Origin of the sequence: Oligosphaera ethanolica (genome assembly GCF_030814695.1) — a bacterium.
In the GTDB taxonomy this organism is placed as follows: domain Bacteria; phylum Verrucomicrobiota; class Lentisphaeria; order Oligosphaerales; family Oligosphaeraceae; genus Oligosphaera; species Oligosphaera ethanolica.
Genome location: NZ_JAUSVL010000001.1, coordinates 2234667 through 2250367 on the forward strand (window position 1 = coordinate 2234667; position 15701 = coordinate 2250367).

At 60.5% G+C, this 15701-nt stretch carries 15 protein-coding genes; 1 reads left to right on the plus strand and 14 read right to left on the minus strand.

Features of this window, described 5'->3' with window-relative positions:
- Positions 1-124: 124 nt before the first annotated feature.
- From J3R75_RS07510 to lexA, 11 genes are all read right to left on the minus strand, one after another.
- Entirely contained in the window at positions 125-2116 is a 1992-nt protein-coding gene (locus J3R75_RS07510; protein WP_307260873.1) for an alpha-amylase family protein, read from the minus strand.
- A gap of 52 nt (positions 2117-2168) precedes the next feature.
- Positions 2169-4082, minus strand: coding sequence for an endo-1,4-beta-xylanase (locus J3R75_RS07515; protein WP_307260874.1), 1914 nt, complete (start codon positions 4080-4082; stop codon positions 2169-2171).
- Between the two features lie 96 nt (positions 4083-4178).
- Positions 4179-5123, minus strand: coding sequence for a TonB C-terminal domain-containing protein (locus J3R75_RS07520; RefSeq protein WP_307265509.1), 945 nt, complete (start codon positions 5121-5123; stop codon positions 4179-4181).
- 647 nt (positions 5124-5770) lie between these two features.
- A complete protein-coding gene (locus J3R75_RS07525) occupies positions 5771-5896 on the minus strand; it encodes a hypothetical protein (protein ID WP_307260875.1) in 126 nt (41 codons plus the stop codon).
- Between the two features lie 443 nt (positions 5897-6339).
- Entirely contained in the window at positions 6340-6780 is a 441-nt protein-coding gene (locus tag J3R75_RS07530; RefSeq protein ID WP_307260876.1) for an ExbD/TolR family protein, read from the minus strand.
- 173 nt (positions 6781-6953) lie between these two features.
- The gene (locus J3R75_RS07535) at positions 6954-7745 is read right to left on the minus strand and encodes a MotA/TolQ/ExbB proton channel family protein (protein ID WP_307260877.1); all 792 of its coding nucleotides are present in this window, start codon (positions 7743-7745) and stop codon (positions 6954-6956) included.
- Positions 7746-7760: 15 nt separating this feature from the next.
- Complete coding sequence (gene rsmA / locus J3R75_RS07540; protein ID WP_307260878.1) at positions 7761-8603, minus strand: 16S rRNA (adenine(1518)-N(6)/adenine(1519)-N(6))-dimethyltransferase RsmA; 843 nt, start codon at positions 8601-8603, stop codon at positions 7761-7763.
- Between the two features lie 40 nt (positions 8604-8643).
- Positions 8644-9522 (minus strand): YicC/YloC family endoribonuclease, encoded by an 879-nt coding sequence (locus J3R75_RS07545; protein WP_307260879.1) that lies wholly within the window; start codon positions 9520-9522, stop codon positions 8644-8646.
- A 48-nt stretch (positions 9523-9570) separates the two neighbouring features.
- Positions 9571-10611: a Holliday junction branch migration DNA helicase RuvB gene (ruvB, locus tag J3R75_RS07550; RefSeq protein WP_307260880.1), complete on the minus strand. Its 1041-nt coding sequence runs from the start codon at positions 10609-10611 to the stop codon at positions 9571-9573.
- Between the two features lie 58 nt (positions 10612-10669).
- Positions 10670-11296, minus strand: a complete 627-nt coding sequence (gene ruvA / locus J3R75_RS07555; protein WP_307260882.1) for a Holliday junction branch migration protein RuvA — start codon at positions 11294-11296, stop codon at positions 10670-10672.
- 416 nt (positions 11297-11712) lie between these two features.
- On the minus strand, positions 11713-12333 hold the full coding sequence (lexA, locus tag J3R75_RS07560) for a transcriptional repressor LexA (RefSeq protein ID WP_307260884.1): 621 nt from the start codon (positions 12331-12333) through the stop codon (positions 11713-11715).
- 202 nt (positions 12334-12535) lie between these two features.
- Here lexA and J3R75_RS07565 point away from each other — a divergent pair, with 202 nt between their 5' ends.
- Entirely contained in the window at positions 12536-13576 is a 1041-nt protein-coding gene (locus J3R75_RS07565; RefSeq protein ID WP_307260885.1) for a DUF4159 domain-containing protein, read from the plus strand.
- 69 nt (positions 13577-13645) lie between these two features.
- Here J3R75_RS07565 and J3R75_RS07570 read toward each other — a convergent pair whose 3' ends face one another.
- From J3R75_RS07570 to nikR, 3 genes are all read right to left on the minus strand, one after another.
- Positions 13646-14152, minus strand: a complete 507-nt coding sequence (locus J3R75_RS07570; RefSeq protein ID WP_307260886.1) for an HIT family protein — start codon at positions 14150-14152, stop codon at positions 13646-13648.
- A 413-nt stretch (positions 14153-14565) separates the two neighbouring features.
- Complete coding sequence (locus J3R75_RS07575; RefSeq protein ID WP_307260887.1) at positions 14566-15003, minus strand: helix-turn-helix domain-containing protein; 438 nt, start codon at positions 15001-15003, stop codon at positions 14566-14568.
- Positions 15004-15256: 253 nt separating this feature from the next.
- Positions 15257-15682, minus strand: coding sequence for a nickel-responsive transcriptional regulator NikR (gene nikR, locus J3R75_RS07580; RefSeq protein WP_307260888.1), 426 nt, complete (start codon positions 15680-15682; stop codon positions 15257-15259).
- Between the last annotated feature and the right edge of the window lie 19 nt (positions 15683-15701).

A 15701-nucleotide genomic window follows, 5' to 3' on the forward strand; every position in this document is an offset into this window, starting at 1 on the left:
GCCAGTTGCGGGCCTGGCGGTGCCCGCTGCATAAGAAACCGCCCCTTGCCTTAACGCCGCCCTCACACTACGAACGCGTCCATAGCGTCCATCGCGGTAATCGCTCTCGCCGGGAGGCCTGCGCTCAGTATTCGACGGCGACCAGCTGTGCCAAGACGAGTTTCGGCAGCGTGAATGACAGCACGCCGTTTTGCCACTGGTGGGGCACGTCGCTGCCTTCGGGTGCGAGGACGACTCGGCGGGGCTGTTGCTTGGCGCGGAAGGACACGGCGATATCCTGGAGGGGGACGACGTCCTCAATCACTTCAACGGCGCCGCGTTTGACTGGGGCAGCGTAGAGGAAATGGAGCACGTGGCGTTTTTCGCTGGCCTGCCAGGTCACGGCGCTGCGTCCGCAAGACGGCAGGGCGGCCTGGAGCAGCGGCTGGGCGTAAAGCCGTTGCAGGCAATTGCTGACCACTTGGCGGTGTTGGCGCATGCCTTCGGCGTCATACATGCTGAAAATGGGATGTGCCAGGTAGATGATGCGCCCTTTCTGGAGGGCGGCCGGCCAATCCACCTGCCCCCCAGGAGGCGTATTGCGATGTGAGCAGAAATGCGCGTAAGTGCGGTTGAACTGCGGCTGGATAGTATGAGCCAGCACGTCGGCGTCCCTGACCTTGGCTTTAATGCCGCTCTGGTAGAGCAGCACGGGTGAGCGCACCATGCCTTCGCTGAGCGCATCAGTGACATCAAGGTACTCGACATCAAAAGGCGAGGCTCCCTCGCAGTCGGCGCCGATATCCAGGGCAAATGACCAACCGTCGCTGGCCACGCCGCTCTCATAAGACATAAGCAGGGCGCCGCCGTTTTTGAGGTAGCGCGTCAGTTTATCGCGCACGCCGTGGTCCAGGCGCCCCTTGTCCGGCATAATGATCAGCCGGTAGGGCGCAAAGTCCATGGTTTCGTCAATGACAGCGTGGGGTACCTGCAGTTCCATAAGCATCTTGCCGGCGCCCTGGATGGCCTGCTGGCCAGTACGGCTGAAAAACATCTCCATGGTACCGAGGATGGCGACATCCGAGTAGGGACGGGCGCCTTTGAGCCAATCTTCGCGCTCTTCGAGGTATGCGTAGGCATCGCCAATAACCCGATATGTTTCCGGATCCATGTAGCCGGACGGATGCAGCTGGTCGCCCGTGCAGGTCAGACAGCCCAGACTGGCAATCTGCGCGCATTCGTAGCGCAACGCGACGGGGTCTTTGAAGCCACCGAATTCGCCCCAGGATTTGTGAAATTTACCGGTCATGCCCACGACTTGCAGATCATCGTTCAGCGCAGTGAAATAGCGCGCATTGGGCGGAAAGTGGTCGTAGCCCCAGCCGCCCGTCGGTAACGACTCGATTTCAATGTGGCTGTCGAAGGGATAAATGTCATGACGGGCGCGGAGGCTCGACCCGTTGTGGTACACGGTCAATGACGGATCGACGCCCCACACCAGCTTGGTGGTCGCCTCCAGATAATTGGCATAGACGCCGGCGGCGAACTTCTTCTGGTCGGCCGCATTTTCGGGATTGAGCCCGGCGGCCAGCATGTCTGCGCGGCACTTGTCGCAGAGGCAGACCGTCTCGCCAGTGATGTCGTACCAGATGCCATTGGGGCGATAGCGTGTGAGGACATCGCGGGTCACGTCCAGCACCACCTGCAGGTAGTCCGTATTCAGGCACATGCGCTTCCAGCCCCAAGGGCGGGGGCTGTCCGGATGGCCTTCCGGCGGGCTGTTGACGAACTTGCCGTCGGCGCTGCGCACGCACCACTCGGGATGCTCGCGGCTGGCCTTGTCATTCCAGCCGACCGTGATGTAAATCTCGGCGTTGATGCCTTCGCGGCGGCAGACATTGAGCATGCCGCCGACCAGATCCTGGCGCAGCTGCGGATGGCTCAGCCCGCGCACTGCGTCGGGATAATAACACCAGCCGTGGTGGCAGTAGGCGAAGAAATTGATGGAGCGCACCCGACCGCGTTTCAGCATCGCGGCAAACTGCTCTTCACTGAATTCGGCGCCAACGTCCTGGCAATGTTCGGAGGTGTGGAAGTCGAGGTGGATTTGCCGGTCGGGCAGTGCTGTTTTGAACATGTTGTGGGGGCTCTCCGCATGGGCGGCCCGAGCGGCCGCACGTGGTGTTGGGTTAATCGGCGTTAATGACTACGGCGATGCCGCTGTCGGTCTTATTGAGCGTAACGGGGCCGACCTTGGTGGCTTTGGCAGGGCGGTCGGCCAGGGCGGGTATATCGATAGTGGCTTTGATGTCTTTGCCGTCGACTTTGGCGATCAGCTCATAGCTGCCCACGAAGGCGTCGAGCGCGGTCGTACCGTCTTCGCCAGTGACCAGGTCGGCCTTCGTCAGCCATTCCTCCGTCAGCAGTTTGACGAGCATGGCGCCAGCCGCGCGCGGGGTGAAATCGGCATTGACGTAGGCCATGTTGGAATTGAGCAGCGCTGGCGCCCACTGTTCGGCGATGGATACGCTCGCCACTGCGGGATGGGAAAAGAACAGCAGCAGATAATCGCGAAGCATATCCGCCTGCCGTTGTTCGTCATCGGTATTCAACGACAGCCCGGCGATATGAATGGGCAGTGACAGCCGGCCGCTGATTTGGTCGAGGCGTTTTTCCATGGACTGCGGGCCGACGTCAAGACGCTTAAGCGTCGCGCCCATGACAATGCCATCGACTTTGGTGCCGCCCTGGTTCAGCCAGTCGACGAGCTCAATGGTATCGGACAGGGGCACGTCAGACAGCGCCGTCAGCGACTGGATGTCGCTCACCATGAGCTTGGCTTCTGGCGCGGCCTTGCGGGCGATCTGGAAAGCCCGGGACATGCTATCGACACCGATGTAGTCGTAGATCTCGTAGTAGTCGATGCCGCCGTGAAGCACGGACCATTCGGCCACGCCGGCCTGGTGCTTTTCGGCCAATTTGCGGATATGGCCGACGAGGGCGTTGGTCAACGCTTCGCGGTCCATGTTGCGGCAATTTACTGGCGCATAGTGATAGGCGGGGACGTAAAGCGCATGCCCGCGCACGGCGAGACCCGCCGCGCGCGCGGCGGCGACCAAGGCACTGTCCACGTCCTTGCCCCACACGCTGCTGTCACGCCAGATCAGACCGTCGTAGAACGTGATGAATTGATAGAGGCTGCTTTTTTGGAAAATCCACTCGCGGTATTTTGGCAGTTCCGCCTGTTGTTCCTTGATTTGGCGGGCCAGTTCGGCCAGGGCAGGTTTGGCCAGCACTTCCGGTGCCAGCAGGGCCATGGACGCCTCGACGCCGAAGCGGAAAGGCCGGGCCGTTTGCCGCAGGGACACGCTGACGCCGGGGAGGCCTTTGCCGCCCTTCTGCACAGAGACGGTCACCGGCAGCTGCCGGACCTTGGCCAGCCGCGCCTCCTGGATGCCGCGCCAGTCCTTATCGTAGAAATCGCCGCCCAGCACTGGCGTGGCGTTGGTCACCAGCGTTTCGGGGTTGACATCGGCCGGGACCATGACGGCTGAAAGGCGCCGCAGTTCCAGTACGCCAGTCTGCTCGGCAAGGTGGAAAGAGAAGGCCGTCTGCGCTGGCTGGAAGGTCTGGTGTACCGGCACGGCCATGCGCACTTCGTGCCAGCTGTCCACCGGCGATGACACATGTAGGGAGAGCAGCTTGGGCCAGGGCGACACTTCCTGCTGCCAGTAGAAATTGAACGAATAACCGGCAGTGATTTTATACTCGAAACTCACATAGACCGTGCTGCCCTTTTCAACCACAGTTTCAACCTTCTGCAGCAGTTCCATGGTCCAGGGCCGCGGTGAAGTCTGATTCACCTTGATGCGCAGACTGTTGACCTCGCCTTCCTCCTTGGCCTTGATGACCGAGATGGTGCCGAGGCCACCGCTGCGTGGCGACCATAGCGCCAGACCGCCGGCCTCGTCGTCAAAGCCGGCGTTGCGCAACAGCTGCTGCCCCGTCGGCAGCGGCGGCAGCTCTTCCTGCGCAAACAAAGCCGGTACTGCCAGAGTGAATCCCATGACGAGTGTTGCCACCAGACCGAAATTTATCTTCATGCCATCGCCTCCAGTTTCCTGAGCAGCCCGAAGCCGCTCCGAGTGATGTCAAGTGTCTTTATCTATATGCCAAATGCCAAACGCTATCGCCAGGCATTACATCCGGGCCCCTAATTCCATGTTGACGACAATGCGCAGGCTGGCTGAACGAATACCGACCTGGGAAAAGGGGGTCAGCTGCGTCATCTGCCGCAACAGCGCTTCGACAGAACGATTCATCGCATCGGAATTGGATCGCTTGGTCAGCTTCCAGCCTGCGACACGACCATTGGCCAGCACCGTGAAAGTCACTTCCACCGGCGTCGGCCAGGACTGCTGCAATTCACCCCGTGACGGCTGCTGCCAGCGGGCATAAAAGAGCGGCCGGACAACCTGCTCCGCGTAGTTCAGCTCATCCGCTTCTTTCTGCGCGTCAATGGCCGCCGGCGAAACTCCGGGCACCGTCGTGGTTTTGGGGAGACCGCGAGTAAAGGCATCGGCCAACTCAGACTCGCTACGACGAGGCGCTGAAGGCGCGCGTGGCGCCGTCGGTTGGCTCGGCGCGGTCTTCGTCTCAGCGGCCGCCAGACGCTCGCGCAATAACTCACGATGGGTCTTCGCCGGCGTGGGCTTCGGGGGTGCCGGCGTGGGCTTCGGGGGTGCGGGCGTGGGCTTCGGGGGCACCGGCGTGGGCTTTGGCGGCTCGGGCTTCGGGGGCACCGGCTCGGGCTTCGGGGGCACCGGCTCGGGCTTCGGCGGCTCGGGCTTTGGCGACTCGGGCTTCGGCGGCACCGGCTCGGGCTTCGGGGGCACCGGCTCGGGCTTCGGCGGCTCGGGCTTCGGCGGCTCGGGCTTCGGCGGCTCGGGTTTTGCGACTGTGGGAGGCGCGTCTGGGACCGCTTCGGGCTCAGCAGCCGAAAGCAGCCGAACTTTAATAGTTTCCAGTTTTTTCGGCGGGGTAACGACAGCGACGAAAAACAGGAAGGCAATGGCACCGATATGAATGGCCACGCTGGCCACATACGCACCAAAAGACCTGACTGTTTTCATTTCCGGGTCCATCACCGTCACAAGAATCCTTTGCGTTATCAGGAAAAAAGGCTGGTAACAGCGTCTGACCGACTCTGCGTGGCACCGTGTGCTCCGGCCGTTCTTGGCGTCAAGGGTATAACCTAAGGCCTGAAGTCGCTGCTGCCACATCAGCGGCGCCGGAAGTGGCCGCGCCGGTGAAATCGGTCAGCGATTGATATTAGATGCACGACATGCCCCCCCTCCGACGCAGTGAGACGGGACGTGCCGAACCAATGTGGCGCCCTCCAGGCGCAATTTTAAGTTATCGTCACACCCCTGGTTGCGGCGCCCTCCGGGCGCCTCACCAGGGGTTATGCATGGTCCGGCCCTCCGGGCCGAACTTGGCCGATCAGACGACTTGCTTTGTTCGATTCGGGCCGAAAACCACCATCATTCGATGGCTATGTTTCTGCGCCGTAACAGATGGTTAGCTTTGTTCGATTCGGGCCGAAAACCATCATCATTCAATGGCTATATTTTTGCGCCGTAGGCGCTTAACCATGCTTAACCCCAGGCTTTAGCCTGGGGACGCAGCCTGCCAACAGACTGTGCCTCGTAGAGGCACCACAGTTTTGGTTATCAATGACTCCTATGAAACCGATGCTCTTCATTTAACGGTATCCATGGCACTTGTTGTTTCAACCAAGCAGCCTTTTCTCGTCGTGCATTTCCGCCGCGAGGCGGCAGAAGCGCTGAAAGCGCGAAATATGATAGCCCAGGGCAAGCGGCGCCGAAGGCGCGAGCCGCCCTGGGTAGCGCGCCATATTGGTCCGTGTTCCTCAGCCTCTTTGGCTTCAGTCGGCGAAGCTGACTGGAGCCAAAGAGGCAATGGAACTCATTGATTGCTGCGGCAATTTTGCGCTGTGACCCTTCGTCGCAGGTCTTTTAGGCCGCCCCTTCAGGGCTCTTTTGGGATGGGGCACCTTACCCAGGGCGACGCGCCCTGCGGGCGCTTGCCCTGGGCTATCTTAGGGCGCACCTTCGGTGCTCAAAACCTCGGCGAATGATCTTGTGCATGGTTACCAATCAACTCATCGCCGGCGATTGCCGCATGCTATGTGAAGAGCATTGCTCCTATGAAATCCGCTGCCTGGTTAGCCACCTATGTGTAATGGCTGGGCGGCGGTCGGCCGTGGGTTTCCTGCAAATTGTCCCCGGTGTTTTCCCCACCGGGGTGGTTACTGACCGATTACCGCACGGGACGCGGTCAGAGCCGTTTGCCCGGCGTAACTCGTTCTGCTTGGGTAACGAGCGAAATAGTCTCGACATTGGCGTGTTTGGCGGCCCGCATGATTGCGATCACATCTTCATAGGGCCTGGCGCCATCCGCGCGAATGAGCAGGGACATATTGGGGCGCTGAGCGCGCAGGGAGCTGAACAGTGCATCAAGCTCGTTGAACTGTATCTTCTGGTCGAAATACAGCACCTGGCCCTCGCGAGTGAGGTGGATGACTACTGACTGGTCTTTGGCGCTCGCCTCGTTCTGCTTGTTGTTCAGCTCGGGCGGCGTGGCATCGACTTTGGTCGAATACTCCAACACCGGCACAGTGATGACAAAGATGATCAGCAGCATGAAGGTCAGATCCATCAGCGGTGTGATGTCGATCTCCGACTTCAGCTTGACTCGGGATGTGCGTCGTCTTGGCATTACTTCGTTGGCTCCATATCATCACGCCCTAAGGCGATACACGGTCATCGGCCAGCATGGGCCACTCGCAACAAGGACAACGGGCTTGGCGTACGCCTTTGCCTCAATCAGCGACCTTGAACCTTGCCGCCGCTAAGCCAGCGGCGCGTCGGAAGCGGCGCCGCGGCCGCTCGTCATTGCAGTTGGTCGCCGCTACTGCCGCTCATCGTCATCGGCGCGGCCTCTGGTGCCGTCATCACATTGACCCGTGCCGATGGCTTGTCCGCATCTTCCAGACGGATGCTGGCGAGAAAGTCATCGACAAAGGTTTCCATTTCGACCATGGTCGCCTGGACGCTGCTGACGATGGCGTTGTTGCCAATCAGCGACGGAATGGCCACGACCAGGCCGGCGACCGTCGTCAACAAAGCGCCGCTAATCCCTGGTGCGATGGCACTGAGTTCCGGCGTGCCAGTCTGAGCGATGCCAATGAAGGTCGCCATCACGCCCCACACTGTCCCGAACAAACCTAAAAAAGGCGACAGCGAGACGATGGTCGAGAGAAAAACCAGGCGGTCCTCGAGGATCAGCGTCTGAATGTTCAGCGCGCGATTCATCGTGCTGCGGATCTTATCCATCTCAGCGCTGCTGAGCTCGCGTGGCAGATGACAGTGGCGGAAAAAGGCACTCTGCCGGTCAGGATGGATTGAGCACACCGCAAACAGTTCTTGAATGCCCGCCGAGGCGATTTCCTTCATCGGGCCGTGGATGTCATCCAGGTGTTGCCCCATACCGACCGGCGATTTCACCCGTTCGTACAAGCGCAGGAACTTCTTGCAGGACTTTCTTACCGCCAGCACGCCGAAGCCCTTGTCAAGCATGAGCCCCCAGGCATAGAGACTCATGAAAAACAGTAGAATGACAATGCCTTTGCCGACCTGGTCACTTTGGAAAAACGCATACTTGAGTGTTTCAAATAGGCCCATGGGGTCACTTGTCCTTTAGCTGTTGGAACTCCCTGCCGCCGACAATTCGGCGGCGAGCTGCAAAAATTGCGCTGGGGTAATATCCTCGGCGCGGGCCCCTTCGGCAAGCCCCGCCGACACAAATGCCTTGGCGACGGCAGCGGCCGGATAGGCCGTGCTCAGAAGCCGCCGCGCCTGCTTGCGGCGTTGGCTGAAAGCCAGCGTCGCCACCCTCGCCGCCGCCGTCCACTGCGCCGGCGAGGGCCGGTCCGCCCGCAAGCGCAGGCGGACAAACGCGGACATGACGTCCGGCGGAGGGAAAAACACCGCTGGCGGCACGGTCCGCACCAGCGTCATGTCGTAGCGCAGCGCCAGTCGCACCGTCAGCACGCCATAGTCTTTACTGTGCGCTGCCGCCGTCAGGCGATCAGCCATTTCCTTTTGCAGGAGCACATGCATGTCCTGCGGCGGATTGGCTAGCGAGCCCATCGTCGCCAGGAAAGGCGAACTGCAGGAATAGGGCAGGTTGGCCACGCAGCGATAGGGTTCGGCGCCCATCAGCGCAGCGTAGTCTTGCTTGCAGGCATCGCCCTGGATTAGCCGAAAATGCGGTGCCAGGTGGCCGTAGGTCCGCTCAATGTAGCCCGCCAGGCGCCAGTCGAGCTCCACCGCCGTAACCTCACAGCCGGCAGCCAGCAGCCGCGATGTCAGCACGCCCGTGCCCGGACCGACCTCTAGCACCCGCTCGCCGGGGCGCAACTCGGCGCCCTTCACCAGCGCGTCGAGCAAATTGGGGTCCAGCAGAAAATTCTGTCCGAGCCGGCGGCTGGGATGCACGCCGAGCTCAGTCAATAAAGTACATAATTCCGTCTTATTCATGCTTGTCCATCGCGCCCTGGCTACGCCGGGCGCGTCGGGCCTATTCAATGTTCATGATTTGTTCGCGGATGCGCGCCAGTTCGGCCTTGAGGGCCAGCGCCCAGTTCGAGATACTCAGGTCGGCGGTCTTGGCGGCCAGGGTGCTGACCTCGCGGTTCATCTCCTGTCCGAGGAAATCCAGGTTGCGGCCGGGGTCGTTGTTGCTGACCAGCAGCTCGCCATACTGGTCGAGGTGACTGCGCAGCCGCACGAGCTCCTCAGTGATATCGGCGCGTTCGGCGAAAAAGGCCAGTTCTTTGGCGAGGCGCTCGTCGTCGAGGGTCAGTTCGACGCCGAGGGCGGCGATGCGCTCGCGCAGGCGTTGTTTCTGGAGCAGGAGCGCTTCGTCGCCCCGCGCGGTGATTTTGTCCACCAGGTCAATCATGGTCTGTCGGCGCATCAGCAGGTCTTCCTGCAGCTTGACGCCCTCGCGGTTGCGCATGTCGTCCAGCGCGGTCAAGGCGTCTTTGAGGGCGGCGACGGCGAGGTCCTTGAGGGGCTCGTAGGGCGAACTGGCGGCTTCGACGACGACGCCGGGCACCGATAGGATGTCCTGCAACGTAATTTCGCCGTTGATGCCGGTCTTTTTGGCGACTTCGCGCAAATTGGCGGCGACGTGGCAGGCCATATCTAGATCGACTTGCGCCATTTGTTTGCGCGCGGCGGGGTTGAGCACGTAGCTCAGTGCGACATAGAGACTACCGCGGGACAGTTGATCCTGTATCTGCTGGCGCAGCACGGGTTCAAGCATACTCAGTTCGCGGGGGATGGCGAAGCGCATATCCACTTGCTTGCGGCTGTTGACCGCCGATACTTCCACGGTCACCTGATTGCCATCGGCCGATGTAGTTGCGCGACCGTAGCCTGTCATGCTTTTCATGCCAAATATCCTTCTTTCAACGCGTTAAGCGGCGCCATCGCGGCTGGCTTAGAACAGCTCCGGCTGCCGGGGCTGTTCACTGACATCGCCGCCTATGCCTTTTATGCCGAAACGCATTTCGGCCTTATTGGTGACGACCCGTCCGGCAGGCGTCCGCAGGAGATACCCCTCCTGTATCAAATAGGGCTCGTACACATCTTCAATGGTGCCTTCTTCTTCGCCAACGGCCACGGCGAGGCTCTTCAAGCCAACCGGCCGCCCGCGGAATTTGACCAGAATGGCCTCGATGATGCGATTGTCCATTTCGTCCAAGCCGTCCTTATCGATATCGAGCATGGTCAATGCCTGGTCAGCGACAGGGCCGGTAATGATGGACTCGCGGCGCACTTGCGCGAAGTCGCGCACCCAGCGGATGAGGTTGTTGGCGATGCGCGGCGTGCCGCGGCTGCGCCGCGCAATCTCGTGCAGGCCGGCGGTATCAGCGGCGATATTGAGCACATCGGCGCTGCGAGTGAGGATTTTCTCCAGCTCGTCCACGCGATAATAATCCAGCCGGCAAGTCATGGTGAAACGCGAACGCAATGGCGAGGAGAGCTTGCCCTGGCGCGTGGTCGCGCCGATCAGGCAGAATTTGGGTAGATTCAGTCGCACCGAACGGGCGCCGACGCCCTGTTCGAGCATGATGTCGATGACGAAGTCCTCCATAGCGCTGTAGAGATACTCCTCGATCTGGATGGGCAGGCGGTGAATCTCGTCAATGAAAAGAATGTCGCCTTCATTCAGGCCGGTGAGCATGCCGGCGAGGTCGCCGGGCTTCTCAATGACGGGCCCGCTGGTGGATTTGATGCCCGAGCCGCGCGCGTTGGCGATGATATTCGCCAGGGTGGTCTTGCCCAGGCCAGGCGGGCCACAGAGCAGAATGTGCGACAACGCTTCGCCGCGGTTTGTTGACGCCTCGACCATGATGCGCAGGCGCTCTTTCACCCTGTCCTGACCGGGAAAATCCGCAAAGACCTGCGGGCGCAGCGTGGCCTCGAAGTTCTCTTCGCGGGCATTCAGCTCAGATGTAATAAAACGTTCATTTGCCATGGTCGCGTATCTGCTGCCTACTTCTGGCGGATGGTGCCCGGCTGGCTGGCCGCTGCGGTCACGAATTTAAAATCATCAGCGCTTTACGAATCAGCGCTTCGGAGCCCAACGGCTGCTTGCCGGCATCGTCACAGAGTTTCTGAACGACCTTGGTGGCGACGTCATGCTTGAAGCCCAAAGTGCCCAGCGCCGCAATGGCATCCTGCGCATCGCGAGGCAGCGCGCCCGGCGCTGTAGTCCCGTCGGCCCCCGCACCGCCAAAGGCCGCTGCCGGCGACACCGCCGTGACCTTGTCGCGCAGTTCCACCACCATGCGTTCGGCTGTGCGTTTGCCCACGCCGCTGATCTTGGCCAGGCTCTTCAGGTCGCCATCGGTAATGGCACCACAAAAACCGTTCACACTCATGCAGCTGAGGACGTTCAAGGCCAGGCGCGGACCAATGCCGCTGACGTGCTCAATCAGCAAGCGGAACAGCTCGCGTTCCTCCTTGCTCACAAAGCCAAAGAGGATGATGGCGTCTTCGCGCACATGGGTGTGGATCAGCAGCGTGACCGGCTCACCAAGCAGCGGCATCTTGTCGAAGGTGCTTAAGGGCACCGTCACCGCATAGCCGACGCCATGGACATCAACGACGACTTCCGTCAGGTCGCATACGGCGAGCTTGCCGCTCAGCTGCGCTATCATGGCACCGTCCTATTCTCTGAAATACACTAAAAAAGACCGCCCTTCAAGATAAATCTGCCAGCACGCATTACAACTATCACCAGGCTAACTGACGACGCTTTTTGAGGCCCGGGCCAAGCGACGGGGGGGGAGTATGGGACGAAGGGGAGGAGTATGGGACGTATGGGACGTATGGGACAAATAGGACGTATGGGTTTGATCAGTCTGATCGGTCTGATCGGTCCGATCAGTCCGATCGACGACTGACCGACGACTGATCGACGACTGACCGACGACTGACCGACGACTGATCGACGACTGATCGACGACTGACCGACGACTGACCGACGACTGATCGACGACTAACCGACGGCTGACCGACGGCTGACCGACGGCTGACCGACGGCAATTACCTTCGCGCGCCTTCGGCGCTGCCTTCAGAATGTGCGTTGGAGGGCGACGACGACGCCTTGGATGACCAGGTCATCGAGCGGGTAGAAGCGTGACTTGTAAGCCGGGTTCGCGGGTCGCAGCTCCCATTTGCCGTCGCTCAAGTACAACGACTTGACAGTAGTTTCACCGTCAACCATGGCGATGACGACATCACCGATGGATGCGGTTTCGGTTTGCTTGGCGATAAGCAGATCGCCATCCATGATGCCGAGATCGCGCATGCTTTCACCCTGGACCCGGAGGCCAAAGAGCTTATGACCACCGGTCTGTCGCGGCAACAGCGTCGGGTCGAAGGAGATGTGCTGTTCGACGTGTTCTTCGGAGAGCAACGGTGCACCGGCGCTGATGCGGCCGAGAATGGGAATGCTCAGCGACAGCGAGAAATGCCGCGGTTTGTTGCTCTGCGTCAAGGCGAGGCTACGAGCCTTGGACGAGCGGTTCACGTAGCCCTTGCGCTGCAGGGCGCGAATGTGGGAAAATACCGTCGCCGACTGGACTTGAAAGTGGTCGCTGATCTCAAAAATCGTCGGTGCCATGCCCTCTCGATGGGTGAATTCGGAGATGTAGTCCATGATCTCCTGTTGCTTGTCAGTCAGTCCTTTCATCGCTGCGCTCCCTTCATTTGCAGTCAACGCACTCTCTGGACCACGCCTGCGGCTTAAAGCGCCAGCATGCGTCATTGGAACTATATTAGGCCCCGCTGGTCAACAGCTCGCAAGGCGGGTGGCCTGAAAAATACCACAATTATATTAGCATATATTTATATGCATGTCAAGAGAAAGTGCTGTCCTGGTGAGGTTAATTTTTGTGCGTAAGCCATTCTTTTTTGTGCAACGGCTGGTTTTTGCCCTGCTGTTGCCGGCAATTGTGATGACCACGGCGCGAGGAGCCGAGGCCGGTGGCGATGCCGCGCAACCAGCGTCCTCGGCGGCGGCGCTGGTCGCGACCCGGCCGGAGATCCGCATTGCGCAGCTGTCGCCGAGCGGTGACCCATGGCGGCGCAATTACGCCAATGCCTTGCAGTCGCTGCTCAGCCATGTTGCCGAGAAGACCTACACCAACGTGGTGCCCGAGCCGGTGCTGATCAACGATTTTACGGACGAGCGCCTGCTGGAATGCCCCTTCGTCTATGCCAATTTCGCCGATCGCGAGGACTGGACTTTCAGTCCCGCCGAGCAGGCCGCGTTACGGCATTATCTGCAACATGGCGGCTTCATCTTCATTGACGCGGGCATTACGGCGTCCTTCCTGCGCGATCATCCCGAGCTCGGTCAGCATCACAGTTACGCCGAATGGGATGCCAGCCCGCAGATCAAGGAGGCCTTCGCCGCCGTCTTCCCCGGCAAGGAATTCCAGCCGTTGCGGCGCAACGACCCGCTGTTCCGCGCCTTCTACCAGGGCCTGCCGGACACGTCGCTCCTGCCCGACACCGTTCGCACTTACACCGAAGAGGAAAAATGGCCCGACGGCACCTACTCGGCCGCGGCCCTGCGCATCAACGGCCGCATCGCTGTGCTGACCACGCCCATCATCGCCATGGGCTGGGGCAAAAATTCGCTGGGACAGTGGACGACCACCATTCGCTTCCGCGTCCTCGAAGGCACCAGCGGCCTGGACAGCTATCTCGAAAAAGCCGCCTACAGCGGCGCGCGCTTCGAAGTGGTGCGCGAAGACGGCGGCAAGGACGTTATCTACTGCCAGGAACAGGCCCTGCCCGCCTGGGCCAATGAGCCAGGCGGCAAATGGCGCGTCTTCAGATACTACGGCAGCCGCGAAATCAGCGATTTTGCCCACGTCTTCTACACCCGCCTGGGCACGAACATACTGGTCCACGCCCTCACCAACTGACAGGGCCGCGACTGAAGCGTGATATGTTCACCAGTACCGGCGACAGCGGCGCTGCGCTTCGGCAGCCGTTTATTTCCATGCCTGACGAAGCAGCTCAGCGGTAGCATCCAGCGCTTCCGGGACGACGCGCGGCCCGCCCAGTACGGGCATGAAATTGGTATCGCCCTGCCAACGCGGCACGACGTGGCCGTGGATGTGGTCTTTGACGCCAGCGCCAGCGGCTTCGCCCACATTGAAGCCGACGTTGAACGCCTGCGGCTGCATGACGGCGCTAAGCACGGCCTGGGCTTGAATGAGCAGATCCATCATTTCAGCGCGTTCATCGGCATTGAGTTCGCCCATGGTAGCCAGGTGCCGATAGGGCGCCACCAGCAGATGGCCGGAGTTGTATGGATAGTCATTGAGCAGGACAAAGGCGTGCCGGCCTTTGTAAATCACGTGGTCGCCCAGACAGTCCCGCGCGCCCTTCACGCAGAAAAAACACTCGCCGCTCTTGGGGCCGCGAATATAGTCGATGCGCCAAGGCGCCCATACCGGCCGAGTGTCGGCCACGTAATCATGCCGTTCTGCTGACATACAATGCTGCCTTTCCGGTCTGCCGTGGAGATGTTAAGCGCGTTACTATAAGGCCGGACAGCTCGACACAAAAGTCCGCAAGGGCAGGAACCCGTTTCGTGGATAATCGGTCACCCATTGAGAACGGACGCCCAGACATGTCACGACGTCACCCCCGGGTAAGTAAGTGAGTTCCATTGCCTCTTTGGCCCCAGTCAGCTGCGCCGACTGGAGCCAAAGAGGCCGAGGAACACGGACGTAGTCGCCGTTGTACCCAGGGCGGCGCGCGCTTTCAGCGCTGCTTGCCCTGGGCTGGTATGTTTCGCGCTTTCAGCGCTTCTGCCGCTTCGCGGCCAGGGAAACGGGCGCGTTTGACTCAGCCAGAAGCTCTGTGGTTTAATTCTCAATGGGTGACCGATTACTTTCGTGGGTGCTTATTGCGTCGTCTTCTCCGCGGCCATAGCCATGGCGCGTTGTAGCGCCATGGCGGCCGCAGCAGTCAGAGCCAGTTCGAAGTCGGCGAGGGCTTCCGGATGTTGTTCGCCAAGCAGACAGAGCTGCTCAATTCGCTGCAGGCGCTGCTGCGACGCGTCGTAACTGGGATTGTAGATGCGCTTGCCGCGCAATTCAGACCGGTAAAGAAGCCGTTCGTCATAACGGCCACCGAGAAAATCGGCCAGGAGCTGCTGCATGGGCAACGTGCAGCAGCAGCATTCGCCCAGCTCCCACTTGCGCAAAGTGGACCAGCTGACTCCAAGCGCCTCGGCAAGTCTCTCGTAGCTTAGGCCCAGGGCTAGTCGGCGACTGTGCAGGCGCTGGCTGATTGCAGGAGTGATGCGACCGTCAAATTCCTCGATGCGTTGTTCTTGCATGGGCACCTCCAATGATCTGGCTTGGACACCGCTGGAGCAGCGAACAGCGCCACTGTAGCACCCGTGCAAATATAACGCAAGTGTCTTGTAATCAATATCATAAAGACTAATATATTTTCATGCCGGCATGGGATTAGCCGTGAATAGCGAAGACAGCCGGTGTCAGGCCGAGAACCCGGTAAAGCGCATCGCGCCGCGCCGTGATTACGGCGCGCTGTGGTACGAGATCCCGTCGCGATCCTGGCAAGCTCGGTCAATGCAATTCTTCGCCGGTGCTGCTCATGCTGAGGGCGGCGTGGAGGATGCCGCGGGGTTGTTTCAAGGCCAGGTAGAGCTTGCGGATTTCGGCTGCGGAGCCGCTGATCATGATCATCTCGGCGCAGATTTCGTGGCTGAGGTGCACATGGGTGGCGGCGAGGATATGGACATGCGCGTCATGCTGGATTTCCGTTAGGCGACCACAGAGTTCGCGCTGGTGGTGATTGTAGAGGATGGTGACTGTCCCCAGCACACCGGCGGCATTCTGCTCCCACTCCTGGTCGACAATGCGTTCGCGAATCATGTCGCGGACGTATTCCGAGCGATTCTGGTAGTTGGCGGCGCGGACCAGCCCATCGAGGGCGTGGCCGAGCTCTTCGTCCAGCGACATGCTCAAGCGAACCAGTTGTTTTTTGGGCATAGCGACCGTCCCCGTGTTG

Excerpts from the sequence above, each read along its gene's own strand:
- J3R75_RS07510 (WP_307260873.1), bottom strand. The coding sequence starts at position 2,116 with ATGTTCAAAACAGCACTGCCCGACCGGCAAATCCACCTCGACTTCCAC.
- J3R75_RS07515 (WP_307260874.1), bottom strand. The coding sequence starts at position 4,082 with ATGAAGATAAATTTCGGTCTGGTGGCAACACTCGTCATGGGATTCACT.
- J3R75_RS07520 (WP_307265509.1), bottom strand. The coding sequence starts at position 5,123 with ATGGACCCGGAAATGAAAACAGTCAGGTCTTTTGGTGCGTATGTGGCC.
- J3R75_RS07525 (WP_307260875.1), bottom strand. The coding sequence starts at position 5,896 with ATGGCGCGCTACCCAGGGCGGCTCGCGCCTTCGGCGCCGCTTGCCCTG.
- J3R75_RS07530 (WP_307260876.1), bottom strand. The coding sequence starts at position 6,780 with ATGCCAAGACGACGCACATCCCGAGTCAAGCTGAAGTCGGAGATCGAC.
- J3R75_RS07535 (WP_307260877.1), bottom strand. The coding sequence starts at position 7,745 with ATGGGCCTATTTGAAACACTCAAGTATGCGTTTTTCCAAAGTGACCAG.
- rsmA (WP_307260878.1), bottom strand. The coding sequence starts at position 8,603 with ATGAATAAGACGGAATTATGTACTTTATTGACTGAGCTCGGCGTGCAT.
- J3R75_RS07545 (WP_307260879.1), bottom strand. The coding sequence starts at position 9,522 with ATGAAAAGCATGACAGGCTACGGTCGCGCAACTACATCGGCCGATGGC.
- ruvB (WP_307260880.1), bottom strand. The coding sequence starts at position 10,611 with ATGGCAAATGAACGTTTTATTACATCTGAGCTGAATGCCCGCGAAGAG.
- ruvA (WP_307260882.1), bottom strand. The coding sequence starts at position 11,296 with ATGATAGCGCAGCTGAGCGGCAAGCTCGCCGTATGCGACCTGACGGAA.
- lexA (WP_307260884.1), bottom strand. The coding sequence starts at position 12,333 with ATGAAAGGACTGACTGACAAGCAACAGGAGATCATGGACTACATCTCC.
- J3R75_RS07570 (WP_307260886.1), bottom strand. The coding sequence starts at position 14,152 with ATGTCAGCAGAACGGCATGATTACGTGGCCGACACTCGGCCGGTATGG.
- J3R75_RS07575 (WP_307260887.1), bottom strand. The coding sequence starts at position 15,003 with ATGCAAGAACAACGCATCGAGGAATTTGACGGTCGCATCACTCCTGCA.
- nikR (WP_307260888.1), bottom strand. The coding sequence starts at position 15,682 with ATGCCCAAAAAACAACTGGTTCGCTTGAGCATGTCGCTGGACGAAGAG.